Source organism: Rodentibacter heidelbergensis (assembly GCF_002000125.1).
Classification (GTDB): domain Bacteria; phylum Pseudomonadota; class Gammaproteobacteria; order Enterobacterales; family Pasteurellaceae; genus Rodentibacter; species Rodentibacter heidelbergensis.
Map to the genome: position 1 here is coordinate 20389 of NZ_MLHH01000001.1, position 15817 is coordinate 36205.

At 39.4% G+C, this 15817-nt stretch carries 16 protein-coding genes; 6 read left to right on the forward strand and 10 right to left on the reverse strand.

What is annotated here, in order from left to right:
- Window positions 1-6 precede the first annotated feature (6 nt).
- Window positions 7-2646, forward strand: coding sequence for a phosphoenolpyruvate carboxylase (gene ppc / locus BKK48_RS00100; RefSeq protein ID WP_077426198.1), 2640 nt, complete (start codon window positions 7-9; stop codon window positions 2644-2646).
- A gap of 81 nt (window positions 2647-2727) precedes the next feature.
- On the opposite strand, the gene BKK48_RS00105 is transcribed toward ppc, so the two are convergent.
- The 5 genes from BKK48_RS00105 to BKK48_RS00125 all read right to left on the reverse strand — a co-directional run bounded on the left by BKK48_RS00105 (window position 2728) and on the right by BKK48_RS00125 (window position 7847).
- Window positions 2728-3711, reverse strand: a complete 984-nt coding sequence (locus tag BKK48_RS00105; protein WP_244154841.1) for an ROK family protein — start codon at window positions 3709-3711, stop codon at window positions 2728-2730.
- Between the two features lie 241 nt (window positions 3712-3952).
- Window positions 3953-5035 (reverse strand): extracellular solute-binding protein, encoded by a 1083-nt coding sequence (locus BKK48_RS00110; protein WP_077426200.1) that lies wholly within the window; start codon window positions 5033-5035, stop codon window positions 3953-3955.
- A 30-nt stretch (window positions 5036-5065) separates the two neighbouring features.
- Window positions 5066-5914 carry an ABC transporter permease gene (locus BKK48_RS00115; protein WP_077426201.1) on the reverse strand — a complete coding sequence of 283 codons (849 nt, stop codon included), beginning with the start codon at window positions 5912-5914 and terminating at the stop codon, window positions 5066-5068.
- Window positions 5911-6780: an ABC transporter permease gene (locus BKK48_RS00120; RefSeq protein WP_077426202.1), complete on the reverse strand. Its 870-nt coding sequence runs from the start codon at window positions 6778-6780 to the stop codon at window positions 5911-5913. The genes BKK48_RS00115 and BKK48_RS00120 overlap by 4 nt, the downstream gene beginning before the upstream one ends.
- Window positions 6777-7847 (reverse strand): ABC transporter ATP-binding protein, encoded by a 1071-nt coding sequence (locus BKK48_RS00125; protein ID WP_077426203.1) that lies wholly within the window; start codon window positions 7845-7847, stop codon window positions 6777-6779. Before BKK48_RS00125 ends, BKK48_RS00120 begins: the two co-directional genes overlap by 4 nt.
- Before the next feature lie 261 nt (window positions 7848-8108).
- Between BKK48_RS00125 and BKK48_RS00130 the strand changes: the two genes are divergently transcribed.
- The gene (locus BKK48_RS00130; protein ID WP_244154842.1) at window positions 8109-8897 is read left to right on the forward strand and encodes a glycerophosphodiester phosphodiesterase; all 789 of its coding nucleotides are present in this window, start codon (window positions 8109-8111) and stop codon (window positions 8895-8897) included.
- 134 nt (window positions 8898-9031) lie between these two features.
- Here the strand turns inward: BKK48_RS00130 and BKK48_RS00135 are convergent, their stop codons facing one another.
- Entirely contained in the window at window positions 9032-9460 is a 429-nt protein-coding gene (locus BKK48_RS00135; protein ID WP_077426205.1) for a MarR family winged helix-turn-helix transcriptional regulator, read from the reverse strand.
- Between the two features lie 143 nt (window positions 9461-9603).
- Between BKK48_RS00135 and BKK48_RS00140 the strand changes: the two genes are divergently transcribed.
- The 4 genes from BKK48_RS00140 (at window position 9604) to can (ending at window position 13211) form a co-directional block, all read left to right on the forward strand.
- A complete protein-coding gene (locus BKK48_RS00140; RefSeq protein WP_077426206.1) occupies window positions 9604-10485 on the forward strand; it encodes an ABC transporter six-transmembrane domain-containing protein in 882 nt (293 codons plus the stop codon).
- Window positions 10486-10540: 55 nt separating this feature from the next.
- Entirely contained in the window at window positions 10541-10864 is a 324-nt protein-coding gene (locus tag BKK48_RS00145) for an HI1450 family dsDNA-mimic protein (protein WP_077426207.1), read from the forward strand.
- Window positions 10865-11056: 192 nt separating this feature from the next.
- On the forward strand, window positions 11057-12460 hold the full coding sequence (gene asnS, locus BKK48_RS00150; RefSeq protein ID WP_077426208.1) for an asparagine--tRNA ligase: 1404 nt from the start codon (window positions 11057-11059) through the stop codon (window positions 12458-12460).
- Window positions 12461-12527: 67 nt separating this feature from the next.
- A complete protein-coding gene (can, locus tag BKK48_RS00155; protein ID WP_077426209.1) occupies window positions 12528-13211 on the forward strand; it encodes a carbonate dehydratase in 684 nt (227 codons plus the stop codon).
- A gap of 33 nt (window positions 13212-13244) precedes the next feature.
- Here the strand turns inward: can and bioD are convergent, their stop codons facing one another.
- The 4 genes from bioD to sixA all read right to left on the reverse strand — a co-directional run bounded on the left by bioD (window position 13245) and on the right by sixA (window position 15758).
- Window positions 13245-13970 (reverse strand): dethiobiotin synthase, encoded by a 726-nt coding sequence (gene bioD, locus BKK48_RS00160; RefSeq protein ID WP_077426210.1) that lies wholly within the window; start codon window positions 13968-13970, stop codon window positions 13245-13247.
- Window positions 13971-14097: 127 nt separating this feature from the next.
- Window positions 14098-14364: a YcgL domain-containing protein gene (locus BKK48_RS00165; protein WP_077426211.1), complete on the reverse strand. Its 267-nt coding sequence runs from the start codon at window positions 14362-14364 to the stop codon at window positions 14098-14100.
- Between the two features lie 59 nt (window positions 14365-14423).
- On the reverse strand, window positions 14424-15023 hold the full coding sequence (locus tag BKK48_RS00170) for a prolipoprotein diacylglyceryl transferase (RefSeq protein ID WP_077426212.1): 600 nt from the start codon (window positions 15021-15023) through the stop codon (window positions 14424-14426).
- A gap of 249 nt (window positions 15024-15272) precedes the next feature.
- On the reverse strand, window positions 15273-15758 hold the full coding sequence (gene sixA / locus BKK48_RS00175; protein ID WP_077426213.1) for a phosphohistidine phosphatase SixA: 486 nt from the start codon (window positions 15756-15758) through the stop codon (window positions 15273-15275).
- Window positions 15759-15817 lie beyond the last annotated feature (59 nt).

Consider the following 15817-nt stretch of genomic DNA (forward strand, 5'->3'; position numbering starts at 1 on the left):
GTTTGTATGACACAAGCGTATGCTACTCTGCGTAATAACATCAATATGTTAGGACGTTTTCTCGGTGAAACCATTAACGATGCACAAGGGGCTGATATTCTTGAGCTTATCGAAAATATCCGCAAATTATCCCGTGATTCCCGTGCCGGAGACGACAAAGCCCGTCAAGCCTTGCTCGAAACACTGGCGAACATTTCAACGGATAATATCATCCCTGTGGCTCGTGCATTCAGCCAATTTTTGAACCTCACCAATATTGCTGAACAATATCAAACTATCTCTCGTGAACATTCAAAAAAAGCACCCTCGGAACGTTCTTTACACGCCCTATTCACCCGTTTAAAAGCGGAAAATGCGTCAAAAGAAGATGTTTATAAAACCATTGAAAAACTCTTAATCGAACTGGTGTTAACCGCACACCCTACGGAAACCACCCGCCGTTCGCTTATCCATAAACACGTTGAAATCAACAAATGTTTAAGCAAATTAGAACATGGTGATCTGACACCGAAAGAGCGAAGTGTCATTGAACGCCTACTCCTTCGGTTAATTGCCGAAGCCTGGCATACCAACGAAATTCGCACCGTTCGGCCAACCCCTTTTGACGAAGCAAAATGGGGCTTTGCCATGTTGGAAAACAGCCTCTGGCAAGCTGTGCCGGAATTTCTTCGTCAATTAAATGAAAATGCCCGTGAATTTTTAGGCTATGATTTGCCGGTGGGGCTAAAACCGGTACGCATCTCTTCTTGGATGGGGGGCGACCGTGACGGCAACCCATTTGTTACCGCTCAAATCACTCGAAAAGTGCTTAATTTTGCCCGTTGGAAAGCGGCGGATTTATTCCTGCAAGACATCAGTAAACTTGCCGATGAGCTTTCCATGGTGAAATGTACCGATGAATTTCGAGCAAAATATGGCGATCATTTAGAGCCTTACCGTGTGGTGGTAAAAGACTTACGCAGTAAACTCACCACCACCCTTGCCTACTTTGACGATCTCCTTGCCGAGCGCCTGCCTCGTGTCACAGAAAATGAGATTATTTTAGAAGATAACCAACTTTGGGAACCCCTTTACGATTGTTATCAATCCCTTATGGCATGCGGTATGCGTATTATTGCAAACGGCTCATTGCTTGATATTTTACATCGTATCCGTTGCTTTGGTGTCACCTTGTCACAAATGGACATTCGTCAAGAAAGCACCCGTCATACAGATGCCATTGCAGAAATTACCCGCTATATCGGCTTAGGTGATTATTCCCAATGGACAGAAGAAGACAAGCAAGCTTTCTTAATTCGTGAATTAAGTTCACGCCGTCCACTCATTCCTCAAAATTGGACACCTTCCGCTGAAACACAAGAAATTCTTGATACCTGTAAAGTGGTTGCGGCCCAAAAACAAGGGGTAATTGCTTGTTATGTGATTTCTATGGCACGCAGTGCTTCTGATGTTCTTGCCGTCCATTTATTGCTCAAAGAGGCCGGTGTGCCTCACCACATTCCTGTTGTGCCTCTGTTTGAAACCTTAGATGATTTAGATGCCGCAGAAGAAGTGATGACCCAACTGTTCAATATTGGTTGGTATCGAGGTGTCATCAACAACCGCCAAATGGTGATGATCGGCTATTCAGATTCGGCCAAAGATGCCGGTATGATGGCGGCCTCTTGGGCACAATATCGTGCTCAAGAAGCCTTGGTAAATTTAACGGAAAAACTGGGGATCGAACTCACCTTATTCCACGGTCGTGGCGGCACTATCGGCCGTGGTGGCGCACCGGCTCATGCTGCCCTACTTTCCCAACCGCCACGTTCATTAAAAAATGGCTTGCGTGTTACAGAACAAGGGGAAATGATCCGTTTCAAACTCGGTTTACCTGCCGTAGCGGTGGAAACTTTCGACCTCTACGCCAGCGCCATTTTAGAAGCCAACCTCTTACCACCGCCTGAGCCTAAGGCACAATGGCGTACCGTTATGGATGAGCTTTCCACCATTTCTTGCAAAATCTACCGTGATGTCGTACGGGGCGATAAAGACTTTGTGCCTTACTTCCGCAGTGCTACACCGGAACAAGAGCTCTCTAAATTACCACTGGGTTCACGCCCGGCAAAACGTAACCCAAATGGCGGCGTTGAAAGCCTTCGAGCCATCCCTTGGATTTTCGCTTGGATGCAAAATCGCCTTATGTTGCCAGCATGGCTAGGCGCTGGCGCTTCTGTGCGTCAAGTCATTGAAAATGGTAAAGGTGAAATTATTGAAGAAATGTGCCAAACCTGGCCGTTTTTCTCCACCCGAATTGGGATGCTGGAAATGGTATTCAGCAAAACAGACCTCTGGCTTTCACAACAATATGATCAACGTTTAGTGAAAAAAGAGCTTTGGTATTTAGGCGAAAACCTACGCCAACAATTACAAGCGGATATTCAAACGGTGCTTTCCCTTTCCCACCGTAACGAACTGATGTCCGATTTACAATGGATTGCCGAATCCATTGCATTACGCAACATCTACACCGATCCGCTCAATCTTCTCCAAGTAGAGCTGCTCCACCGCTTCCGTGAAAATCCGGATCAACCAAATCCTGATGTGGAACAAGCCTTGATGATCACCATCACCGGCATTGCCGCAGGAATGCGTAATACGGGTTAGGAAAGAAATGATAAAAGTGCGGTCAAATTCAGCCGCACTTTTAATCTTTTTCTTCCCTTAGTCAGATCATCCTTTTTTACATTATTTTAGGCTTTTCTTAGATAAATCACGATTTTCTTGCAAAAGAATATAAATAGGCAAGATAGCTGCACCGATAGAAATATCCTCTACGCTAATTTGATTGCTTGATAATGTCGCTATCGGGTGTGAAATATTTGTTAAAATTTCTGATTTTTGTGCGTAATCAATTAATTCATCAATAAAATTTGTTGGCAATAGCCCTGTGAGTACAATTTGTTTGGGATCATACCAAGCAATTGCCGAAAGAATAAGTGACAATATTTGTGGTTTAGCATGGTTAAGCCAGGCTTCTATATCCGGATGCTTTTCACAAAGCATGGTTTTTAATAATTCATTAGAAGGCAATTTTTCAAATTTCTGACATAAATTTTTCCATGTTGGACGAGGTTTATCATAAGGAAATAATGCGCCAATTTCCCCTGCATTTCCTCTAGCCCCTCTAATTAATCTACCTTGTGAAATAATTCCAGCACCAATACCAAAATCAAGACTAATTACAATAATGTCATTGATTTTATTCCAACGTCCCGAATAATATTCCCCAATCGCAATAGTATTAATATTGTTTTCAATGTGGCATGGGTAACCTAAGGCATTTTCAAACAGCATTGTAAGATTGGGCTGATTCTGTAAAAGGGGAAACCACGGGGAACTACGGGACTCATCAGGTAATACCACACCAGAAATAGAAATTCCTACCCCAAGAATACGCGCTTCCGACAGGAACTTTCTTTCCAGTAACGAATAAATTGATTGTTTTACTTGATCAAGTAACACCGCCAAATCATTTGAATTATGGTAAAGATATGTTGAATTCGCAATTTTTTTACCCGTAAAATCTACCAAAGAAAGTGAAAAGCTATCCGTAAGAAAAGTAATGCCTATTGAGCAACACCCCGTAGGGTTCAAACTCAAGTGAAATGAAGGCTGCCCCCTCTTTTTCACTTGTTTTTCATTTTCACGGATTAATCCAAGAAATTGCAATTTACGACAATATTGACTAACTGTACCGGGTGTGAGCCCTGAAAGTTGACTTAGTTCTGCCCGAGAAGGTGTATATTGACGAATTAAACGAAGTAAAAGCCTTTCGCTTGCCCGTAAAGAAAGAATAGGATTAGCCATTCATACTTTCCTTTTAACAATTCACTGAAAAAATAAAAATGCAATGGATTATATAATAAAAAGGATACCGAAGTACCCTTTTAAAAAATGCGATGAATAAAGGCTATTTTGCAATAACTTCTCTCGTAAAAGAGGCCATTGCCGGTTTTGACCAGCCAACAGGGAAAAAGAGAATATCCGCTTTTCCGGTATCTTTATTCAATGGACGAGAACCAAAATTTTCACTTAATTTCTGTTGAATTTCAGGTGAAACTATCCAGTTAATGAAAACTAAAGATGCCGCAGGATTTTTACTATTTTTGGCAACAACAAATAAATTTCCACCTGCCGGCATACCGAATTTCGGCACATAAAATTTTAAGCGAGAAGTCACTGCACCTTGTTTTTGCATACTAAACAAATGATCTTGCCATGCTGCAACTAAATCTAATTCACCATCATTTAAACGGGTTAAGCTATCGGCATTGGATGATGTGCGTGTCATTTTATCTTTATTCTCAACAAACCAATCCCAAGTTTTTCCCCAATTTTTCACTTGTTCAGGATTAAAGGCTTGATGTTGATAATCATATTCTCCACTGATGTAATGTAATGCTCGTTCAATAAAAGCTTTACCTGAACCACCACCATTCGGATCAGCATAAGCAAATTTTTTCGGATGAGAATCTAAATATTTTTGAACATCTTCCCAAGTTTGTGGTAATTGATCTTCGGAAATTCGTTGAGGATCATAAGCTAACCCGGTTTGATTTCCCCAATATCCAATTCCCTCATCCCCCAAAGCGACCCCCTGTAAAAAGTGGTTACCTTGTTCAAAATTAGGAAGGTAATTAATTTTTTCAATGACACCGGCTTTTTGCACTGTTGGAAAAACATCTCCTCCAATCGCCACAACATCCATTTTCCCTTTTTCTAGGTTTTTTTCAGCAATTAATTTGTTCACATTGCCTTCATTCGTTCCTTCCGGAATACGCACTTTAATACCATACTCCTCTTCAAACTGCTTCACAAAGGCTCGAAACTGTGGTTGAAGATACCAAATACTGACAACAACCTGACCTTCTTTTTTCGCTTGCTCTTCAATTTCAGCCCAAGATTTTTGGCTAAGATCCTGAGCAAACACATTTCCAGCAAAAAGTGCTGAGCATGCAGTTGAGATGGCTAATAATTTCACCGTTTTTTTCATAACGTTTCTCCTCTATACGTTAAGGTACTATTAGGCTTTGCCTGTTGATTGAGATAAGTAATTTCCCTTTAATAATTTTTCGATAATCATCATCAAAATAATATTGGGTACAAGTAAGATAATCGATACAATTGCTGCGTTTGGACGAACAAAAGAATAACCTAAAAAAGAATAAAGGATTGTCGGCACTGTAATAAAATCAGGTGAGCCTACAATAAAAGAAATTGCAAATTCCTCGATACTTTTCACTAAACAAAAGATTATTGCCGCCAAGAAACTTGGTTTTAACATGGGTAAATAAACATTTTTAAAGGTTGTTATTTTACTTGCTCCTAAATCTCGGCTTGCATCAATTAAATCTTGTGGTACCGCAGAAAACCCTGCAGATAAAATACGAATAGCATAGGGCAATGTCATAACTGTATGCCCAATCACAATACCAATAAATGGATTATTAATATTGAGGCGAAGCAACATTTGGCTAAAAAATAAAGCGATAATCATTCCGGGAATAACTAACGGAATAAGTGTTAATAATTCAGCTAATTTTTTACCACGAAATTCCATTCGTCCAAATGCATAAGAGGTTGGAATAGCCAAAATAATGGCAACTAATGCCACCATTGGTGCAATGGTATAGCTATTAAACATCGCTTCTGGCAAAGCTGTGTTATTCCAAACATCTATCCAGCGTTCAAAAGAAAGTGATCGAGGAAAAATATCGGGATAACTCCAAGGATGCTCGGGATCAACTAAGGACCATAATCCCGCCATTGTGAAAGGAATAACAAGCCAAATCATATTAGATAGAATGAAGAAAACTAACGAAATTTGAGCGATTCGCTTTCCGTTCTTAGTTTGTACACTTTGACTACTCATTTTATCTCTCCTTTTTTATGACTTAACGGACGGATAATCACGGAAATTAAAATGGTAAAGAACGCAGAAGTAAGCATAATCACCAAAGCCATAACGGCACTTTGATTCCATTCTTCAAATTGATAGGCTGTCATTTGCATCAAACGTGCTAATGAATAAGTTTCACGCGGACCAGCAATACTATAAAAGGCAAAATCACCTAATGCACCAATAAAAATTAAAATAAAAGAAACTTGCACTGCCCCTAAACTCAATGGAAATACAACATACCGGAAACGCTGCCAAGCGTTAGAACCTAAATTTGCAGCCGCATCTAATAAATCAGATTTTAGGGAGTTAACAGCTCCACCAATCAAAATCAATGCAAATGGAATATTTTTCCACATTTGTAGGACAACGACCCCCCAACCGAATTCGTCATTTTGGAGTGTACGAGGTGAATCCCAAATGCCTAAATAAACAAATGTTTCGTTAAGAATGCCATGGTAAGAAATCATATTCACAAATAAAAATGCAGCAACTAAGCCCGGCACCAACATTGGCGCACGCAATATAGTAATAATCGCAATTTTTCCCGGAATAGGCTTACGCAACCACATCGCAATAGGATAGGCAACAATAATTGAAAGTATTGCTCCTAAAAGGGAAACTTTTACTGAATAAAAGAAAGCTTTTTGAAATACATTGTCGGAAAGTACGGCTTGCCAATACGCTAAAGTAAATTGTGGTACATCACCAAAAACGTTATACAGCCCAAAACTTTGCATAACAACAATATAAAAAGTCGATCCCATTAATAATAGAATGCTACCCAAACCTGGAACTAATAAACTCCAAGCGAGCAAATCTTGTCTAAATTTATTCATACCGCCTCCAAAAAGTGAATTGCACTTTCTGATAACTTGAAGGTAAGTTGTTTATCTTCTGCTAGCTTTGGAAATTTTGTCAGTTGAAGACGTATTTTTTGATTAGGTTGATAAATTAACGCAGCCTGGATCTCTGTTAAATTTCCCATAAAAGCAGTTTGCAATACCTCAACAGTAAATTGGTTCTGGCAATTTTCTGCTTTATCATCACAAAGTTCCGCATCCTCAGGGCGAAAACAAATATAGATTTTTTCAGCTTCAGGTGCTTTATCCGAATAAACGATAAACTCACCAAGGGCTGAAATAACACGGTAACGATCATCACCTAATGGTGTGACATTAGCTTCTAAAATATTCGCAATACCAATAAAATCAGCCACAAAGCGATTTTTAGGTTTATGGTAAATCTCTTGCGGTGTTCCAATCTGCTCAATACTGCCTTTATTTAAAACGATAATTTTATCTGACATCGCTAAAGCTTCAGCCTGATCGTGAGTGACATAAATACTTGTTAAATTATGTTGACGAGAAAGTTGTTTAATTTCAAAGCGTACACTTTCACGCAATTTAGCATCAAGATTAGAAAGCGGCTCATCAAATAAAATGACATCAGGGCGTGTTACCATTGCACGAGCTAAAGCGACACGCTGTTGTTGTCCCCCGGAGAGTTGATTGGGTAATTTGAGTTTATGGGTTTCAAGATCCATTTGTTTTAGTGCTGCATTTAAGCGAGAAACCTGCTCTTCCTTTTCTACTTTTTTCTGTTGTAATCCATAGCAAATATTATGAGATACATTTAGATGAGGGAATAAAGCATAAGATTGGAAACACATTGCGGTATTACGCTTTTCGGGCGGAACAAAATTAACGTTTTTATCACCAATTAACACCTCTCCCTCATCAGCTTGATAGAAACCGCCAATCAGTTTTAAGAGGGAAGTTTTACCACATCCGCTTGGCCCAAGTAAGGTTACAAACTCTCCTTCCTCTGCAACAAAGGAAATATTTTTTGCTGCATAAAAATCACCAAATTTTTTGGTGACATTTTTAATTTCTAGCTTTGCCATAATTTACCCCAGCAATATAAATTGATGTTCTTTTCTTGAACTATATTGAGTTTAAAAATGAAACTCAAATGAATTTTAAAGAAATAAACATGTATTTTTTAACTTTGTGATATCGATCACACTAATGAAATAAAATAGAGTATAAAGCTAAAAACAACTTCCTTTTCATCTATAACAATAGATAAAATAAATTTAATTTTTAAACTCAAAGGTGATCTAATTATGAGCTTCAATTTCAACGTTAAAAACAAAGGAATCATATTGGCAAATAGCCATCGTGGATACAGCCACAAGTACCCAGAAAATACTATGCCTGCTTTCATAGCCGCAGTTGAAGCAGGCACAAAAAGTATTGAGATTGATGTTTTAATGACTAAAGATGAAAAATTAGTCGTAATTCATGATTTTTCAATTGAACGTGTTTCAAACGGTACTGGTTATGTTGAGCAAATGAGTTTAGAGGAACTGCGACAATATGATTTTGGAATCAAGAAAGGAAAAGAATTTGCGAATACGCCAATTCCTGAACTAAGAGAAGTTTTACTTTGGGCTGTAGAAAATGATGTTGGATTGGTTGTAGAAGCTAAACCACATCGCAATCATCAACGATTTGCTGAAGTTTTAGCCAAAGAAATAAGAGCAACGAATTCAGTCACGAATATTCAATTACTTGGATTTGATCATGTATTAATTAATCGTGTTAAAACACTTTACCCTGAGGTTCAGCTACAAGTCGTCACCCTTGCTCGCTATAATAGACAGTTAGATGCTGTACTGGGATCAAATGCCAGCTGCGTTTGTTGTGAATATCACTATGTCAGTAAAGACGATCTCCTTGCTTATAAAAAAGCGGGATTGATTACTCGCTTGTATTTACATGAATACAAAAACAATGAACCCACTTTAAAAACCTACAGTAAAAAATACGGCTATGATGTAGAAAATGAGGTAATTGAGTGGTTAAGAGAGGGACTGATTGATATGTTAAGCCACGATGATATTGACTATCTAAAAATACTCATTACCAAAGCAGGGAAACAAGTCGGCTAATTTCCGGAAGATTTTACTAACCTGACAGACGCTTAATTCAAACATAGATTTGAGCTTATCTTATAAGTTGTTAACTAACCAATCCCACTTTTGAATAGCAGATCAAAGTGCGGTCAAATTCAGCCGCACTTTTCTCACTTTTCAATTTCCGTCCGCCAAATTTGGTTAAATTCGTCGATTAATGTAAATAATTGCGCTGTTTTTTGTTCGTTAAATCGGTTAAAAATGCCTTCAAACAGAGTTATCGTTGCCAGATAAATGGGTTCGGCTTGTTGTTTGCCGGCTTCGGTTAATTTCATAATTTTTTCACGTTTATCATTTTGGCTTTCAAAAAATTCAATCCAGCCCTTTTCACGATATTCTTTACAAATATTAAATACGGTTTGTTTTGGCGCATACCATTCTTCACAAATTTGTTTTTGTGTACATTGTCCGTTTTCAGCGTTGGATAAACTATAAAGTACGGCAAAATGATGATAATTTATCCCTAATTTCTTGACCCAACGATCAAGCAAATCATCCATTTCTGAAACCTGTTTACCTAACCTATCAAAATTATTCATTGTCTTTCCCCTTTTCCTTAAATTTTCATCATTCTAACACATTCAGGGGGAATATAGTCCTAAAATTTACTTGATTTAAGTAAATTATAAGACTAAAATTTTCCAAATTAGTAAAATTTAAGACTTTGTAAAGGACAATATAAATGACCCCAATTCATTCCAATGCCTTCGAAAATATTAAATCTATTGCGAAGAATAATAAAAAACGGCTCTTTTTTACCTTTGGGTTTGTTGCTTTAGAGAATGTGCTTTTTATCACTTATCCCCTTTTTGGGAGTTTTGCGGTCAATGCGATGATGAATGGTAATGTGACGTTATCACTTACCTATTCATTCGTTGTACTCATCATTTGGGGAATTGGGGCTGCACGGCGTGCGGTTGATACGCGTGCTTTTGCCCGTATTTATGCAGAGCTTGCCGTTCCGGTAATATTAAACCAACGAGAGAAAGGATTCGACAAATCAGCGATTGCTGCGCGTGTGGCTCTTTCACGCCAATTCGTGGATTTCTTTGAACAGCATTTACCTACGCTCATTATGTCAGGCTTTTCCATTATCGGTGCAGCGATCATGCTATTGTGGTTGGAGTTTTGGTCTGGGGTAACCGCCTGTTTTATTTTGATATTCTTTGGATTGATGTTGCCGAAATATGCCAAAACCAACGATTTGCTCTATTTAAAACTGAATGATCGTTTGGAAAAAGAGGTCAATCTCATTGAACAAAAAAGTCATTATCATTTAAATAAACACTATGATTGGCTCGCCACATTACGCATTCGTTTGTCAAATCGTGAGGCAGCAGGCTATTTATGGATTGGTGTAGCTGCAGCGATTTTATTTGGTGTCACTGTCGTTCATTTAGCCATGACAGAAGGTGTGCAAGCTGGGCATATTTATGCGGTGATGACTTATCTTTGGACCTTTGCAATGAGCCTTGATGATGCCCCAAGGCTAATGGAGCAATTTTCCAATTTAAGAGATATTGGTAAACGGGTCGAAGTCCAGTCAAAACACGAAGGAATTTGACCGCACTTTTTATTTCAGTATCATACCGCTCATTCCATGAACAAGAGGTAAAATGATGACAACTGAATTTCAAAAACTTGATCCTGATAGCGCAATTGATATTGCCTACGATATTTTCTTAGAAATGGCCGGGGAAAATTTAGACCCGGCGGATGTTCTGTTATTTAATCTTCAATTTGAAGAACGTGGTGCGGTGGAATTTGTGGAAACCGCAGAAAATTGGGAAGAAGAAATTGGCGTGTTAATCGATCCCGATGCCTTTGCCGAAGTGTGGATTGGTTTGGTTAATGAGAACGATGAAATGGATGATATCTTTGCCAAATTCCTTATCTCTCACCGTGAGGAAGAGCGTGAATTTCATGTGGTTTGGAAATCCTAATTTCGCTAAACGCCGAAGAATGTTTTGATAAATTTGCACCTTAAACGGTTTCCCCTTTAAGGTGCAAATTTTTATGTGGTAACACCAGCGTTGTGATAATTTGTAGAAGATCAGATTAAATATGGGCAAATTTTGTGATTTAAGGTAAACTAACCGCACTTTTTTATCCCATTTTTATAGCGAGAGGTTTATATGTCTAAAATTGCATCCGTTGTTGATGTATTACAAGGAAAAATCGCCCTTGGCGAAACTGTGACAGTGCGGGGCTGGGTGCGTACCCGTCGTGACTCCAAGGCGGGTTTATCTTTCTTAGCCGTATATGACGGCTCTTGTTTTGATCCCATTCAAGCGATTATTAATAACGATATTGAAAATTACGAAACAGAAGTATTACGCCTCACCACAGGCTGTTCTGTGATTGTAACGGGTAAAGTTGTTGCCTCACCGGCTGAGGGTCAAGCGGTTGAATTACAAGCAGAAAAAGTTGAAGTAACCGGCTTTGTCGAAGATCCGGACACCTACCCAATGGCGGCCAAGCGTCATTCTATTGAATACTTACGGGAAGTGGCTCATTTACGTCCTCGTACCAATATTATCGGTGCAGTTGCCCGAGTTCGCCATTGTTTAGCACAAGCTATTCATCGTTTTTTCCATGAACAAGGTTTCTATTGGGTGGCGACCCCACTCATCACCGCTTCCGATACCGAAGGAGCAGGAGAAATGTTCCGTGTTTCTACATTGGATCTCGAAAATCTTCCTCGCGATGAAAAAGGGGCGGTGGACTTTAGCCAAGATTTCTTTGGTAAAGAGTCGTTTTTAACGGTTTCCGGTCAGTTAAACGGTGAAACCTATGCTTGTGCATTAAGTAAAATTTATACCTTTGGCCCGACTTTCCGTGCTGAAAACTCCAATACAACCCGCCATCTTGCCGAATTTTGGATGGTCGAACCGGAAGTAGCCTTTGCCACCTTGGCAGATAATGCCAAACTTGCCGAAGATATGTTGAAATATGTCTTCCGTGCCGTGTTATCCGAACGCAAAGATGATCTCGCTTTCTTTGAAAAACATGTGGATAAAGACGTGATTAGCCGTTTGGAAAACTTCGTCAATTCCGATTTTGCTCAAATTGATTACACTGATGCCATTGAGGTGTTATTAAAATCCGGTAAGAAATTTGAATTCCCGGTATCTTGGGGAATTGATTTGTCTTCTGAACATGAGCGTTATTTAGCAGAAGAATATTTCAAATCACCGGTTGTGGTAAAAAACTATCCAAAAGACATTAAAGCCTTTTATATGCGCTTAAATGATGATGGCAAAACCGTTGCTGCCATGGATGTTCTTGCCCCGGGAATTGGTGAAATTATTGGTGGTTCGCAACGTGAAGAACGTTTAGAGGTGTTGGATAAGCGTATGGAAGAAATGGGATTAAACCCTGAAGATTATTGGTGGTATCGTGATCTTCGTAAATACGGTACAGTGCCACATTCCGGCTTCGGTCTTGGTTTTGAGCGTTTAATTGTCTATGTGACCGGTGTGCAAAATATCCGTGATGTCATTCCATTCCCACGTTCACCAAGAAATGCGAACTTCTAATTAAAAACGTTTGAAAATTGACCGCACTTTTCTGTGCGGTCAAATTTTTTATCTTTAGGAAAGTGATATGAACAAAATTGAACAACTTTTTGCCAATAACGCCAGTTGGGCGCAGCGAATGAAAGAGGAAAACTCGACCTATTTCAAAGAACTGGCGGATCACCAAACCCCGCACTATCTCTGGATTGGTTGCTCTGATAGCCGTGTGCCGGCAGAAAAACTCACGAATTTAGAACCGGGTGAATTATTTGTTCACCGTAATGTTGCCAATCAAGTCATTCACACCGATCTGAATTGCCTTTCTGTTGTGCAATATGCGGTTGATGTACTCCATATTGAGCATATTATCATCTGTGGCCATACCAATTGTGGGGGCATAAAAGCTGCGATGGCCGATCAAGATCTGGGATTAATTAATAATTGGCTGCTCCATATTCGGGATATTTGGTTTAAACACGGGCATATGCTCGGTAAACTTTCGCCGGAAAAACGGGCTGATATGCTCACTAAAATCAATGTTGCCGAACAAGTCTATAACCTGGGTCGTTCTTCGATTGTAAAAAGTGCTTGGGAACGAGGACAAAAGCTCTCTCTACACGGTTGGGTGTATGATGTGAATGATGGATTTTTAGTGGATCAAGGGGTAATGGCAACCAGTCGTGAAACCCTTGAAATCTCCTACCGCAATGCCATTGCCCGTTTACATAGCTTAGAAGAAGAGGATATTTTAAAAAAGGAACAGGATAAATAACAAAAAAGCGGTCAAAATTGACCGCACTTTGCTCTATTTCGTCTGTTCTGTATAAAGAGAAAGCAGATGATCAATATTGGTGAGATACTGCCCCAACTCTTGGCTTTCCGGTTTATGAATATAAGGAATTTTCCCAAGGAGCGGTGCATCAATATTTTTTTCTAGAAACTCAATAATCTCAGCATAATGGCTTAGCAATGGGTTTACCCGATTTGCTACCCAACCTAATAGCGGAACACCTAGGCTACGAATAGCCTGAACCGTTAATAAGGCATGGCTAATGCACCCATCTTTAATCCCCACCACAAGAATAATTGGCATTTTTCGCTCTTTTACCCAATCGGCAAATCCCTTGCCCTCTGTCATTGGTGTTAATAAACCAAATGCTCCCTCCACCGCAACAGCTTGATATTTATGGCAAAGCTTATCCAGCATTTGATTAATTTTATCCAATTTAATGCGGGCTTTTTCTTCCACCAGCATAGGTAAACTATGGTTAAAAGTGTAACTGTTTATTTCTTCATAAGTCACATTTTGTTCAGTGGAATCCATGAGTATTAGCACATCACTGTTTTCTTTATTCTCATAATCAGAAACAGGATTTCGTCCGCTAACGTAATGGGTTTCTTCTGCACTGCAAGCAATGGGTTTAAAACCCACAATATTAATCTCTTTATCTTGTAAGGCTTGAATAATCGCCCGACAGGCGGTGGTTTTCCCCACGTTGGTGTCGGTTCCTGTAATAAAAAAGCTGTTCATTTGTTCTCCTTTAATTGGGGTTTAGGCGGAAAATAACGCCCAAAAGTGCGGTCAATTTTAAAAGTATTTTTAGGATAAAACGTTGAGTTAAAGCAAAACTCATGAATATTCTAACAAAATTTAACGATTATTTGATCTCACTCAAACTATTAAATAAGCCATCATCTTGCTCCGGCATTTGCAAATAAAAACCTTGTGAACGAATTTTTTCTTGTACTTCTTCTTTGTCCGCCTGTCGGAGCGGTTTATTCCCCGCTAAATTAAACATCATCACCAATTCCGGCTTACCAAAATGTTCCAATAATGCCGAGGGAACGGCAGAAAAATCATCACGTTTTTGAATATAAAGATAACTTCCCGGTTTTTTTCGGCTTCGATAAATCGCACACAACATTACTTTTCCTCCAAAAAGAAAATCCCCACCAGATGGTAGGGATTTTGTATGTAATAAACTTATTTGGTTGCGTCTTTCACCGCATCGGCAGCTTCTGTTGCTTTTTCAGTTGCTGCCTCTTTCATTGAAGACACCGCATCTTTGGCTTCGTCCATTTTTGCTGCTGCCGCATCTTTCATTTCAGCGGCTTTTTCTGATGCTTTATTTGTCATCTCTTCCATTTTGCTGACGGCTGCATCTTTTGCTTCTTCCACTTTCGCCACAGCGGCATCTTTCATTTCAGTTGCTTTTTCTGATGCTTTATTTGTCATCTCTTCCATTTTAGCGACTGTCGCTTCTTTAGTTTCTTCCACTTTCGCCACAGCTGCATCTTTCATTTCAGCCACTTTGTCCATTGCGGCATTTTTAGCTTCTTCAGCAGCGGATTTAGCAGAATCCATTGCATTGGCTGCTGCATCTTTTACATCTGCAACCGCTTGTTTTGCCGAATCTTTAACATCGGATGCGGCATTCACCGCTGCATCTTTCACTTCAGTCGCTGCGTTAGTGGCAGCCTCTTTCGCTACTTCTACTTTTTGTGTTGCTTCTTGTTTATCGAAACAGCCGGTTACCGCTAAACTTGCGCCAAGTACTAATGCTGCTAGTGCTGATTTTTTCATTTTTAATCTCCTATTGGGTTAAATAAATGGGAAAACACATTGAGTTTATGCGGCGTAGTTTACGCAAAAAAATGCAAAATAAAATAGCCCAAGCGAAACTTTACATTTCCCTCACATAAAATTGATTACTAAATAAACAAACAAATCAGTAACACAATGAAATATCAATACTTTTTTAAAAGTTCCCATTTTTAAATTTATTTTTTGTAAAGAAATAACCCTATTAAAAACGATGCTTTTTTAGCCACTTTAAAGCATTTCCGGTGGATACTGATGAGTAACAATTCGCCCTTTTCCCTCATTCCAATCCATTTGCACAAGGGTTGCGGGATAAAAACCCACCGGGTTTCGTTTGCCATAAAGCTCTGCCACAATTTCCCCCACTAAGGGCAAATGAGAAATCATCAGAACCGTTTCTACCCCTTGCTTTTCGAGAACGGATAGATAATCCACCACCAATTCTGCCGAACCATAAGGGGTTATCCCCTCCCAAATTTCCATATGAGCCGACAATCCTCCCTCAAAGGATTGATTAACTTGCTCAAAGGTTTCTAAAGCCCGCAGGTAGGGGCTGACAAGAATATAGTCAAAGGAAAGTGCGGTTGAATTAAGATAATTTTTTAACCATTCCCCCTGAACAAAAGCCTGCTTTTGACCGTATTGTGTTAAATGGCGATCTTGATCCGTTTTTGCCATCACTTCCGCTTCACCGTGACGCATAACAAAAATGTTCATTTTGCTTTCCTAAATTTAAAATAAAAACTGACCGCTCTTTTAAAAGAGCGGTCAAAATC

Coding starts and splice junctions, on each gene's coding strand:
- ppc (WP_077426198.1), top strand. CDS start 7: ATGACACAAGCGTATGCTACTCTGCGTAATAACATCAATATGTTAGGA.
- BKK48_RS00110 (WP_077426200.1), bottom strand. CDS start 5,035: ATGAAAAAAACGGTGAAATTATTAGCCATCTCAACTGCATGCTCAGCA.
- BKK48_RS00115 (WP_077426201.1), bottom strand. CDS start 5,914: ATGAGTAGTCAAAGTGTACAAACTAAGAACGGAAAGCGAATCGCTCAA.
- BKK48_RS00120 (WP_077426202.1), bottom strand. CDS start 6,780: ATGAATAAATTTAGACAAGATTTGCTCGCTTGGAGTTTATTAGTTCCA.
- BKK48_RS00125 (WP_077426203.1), bottom strand. CDS start 7,847: ATGGCAAAGCTAGAAATTAAAAATGTCACCAAAAAATTTGGTGATTTT.
- BKK48_RS00135 (WP_077426205.1), bottom strand. CDS start 9,460: ATGAATAATTTTGATAGGTTAGGTAAACAGGTTTCAGAAATGGATGAT.
- BKK48_RS00140 (WP_077426206.1), top strand. CDS start 9,604: ATGACCCCAATTCATTCCAATGCCTTCGAAAATATTAAATCTATTGCG.
- BKK48_RS00145 (WP_077426207.1), top strand. CDS start 10,541: ATGACAACTGAATTTCAAAAACTTGATCCTGATAGCGCAATTGATATT.
- asnS (WP_077426208.1), top strand. CDS start 11,057: ATGTCTAAAATTGCATCCGTTGTTGATGTATTACAAGGAAAAATCGCC.
- can (WP_077426209.1), top strand. CDS start 12,528: ATGAACAAAATTGAACAACTTTTTGCCAATAACGCCAGTTGGGCGCAG.
- bioD (WP_077426210.1), bottom strand. CDS start 13,970: ATGAACAGCTTTTTTATTACAGGAACCGACACCAACGTGGGGAAAACC.
- BKK48_RS00165 (WP_077426211.1), bottom strand. CDS start 14,364: ATGTTGTGTGCGATTTATCGAAGCCGAAAAAAACCGGGAAGTTATCTT.
- BKK48_RS00170 (WP_077426212.1), bottom strand. CDS start 15,023: ATGAAAAAATCAGCACTAGCAGCATTAGTACTTGGCGCAAGTTTAGCG.
- sixA (WP_077426213.1), bottom strand. CDS start 15,758: ATGAACATTTTTGTTATGCGTCACGGTGAAGCGGAAGTGATGGCAAAA.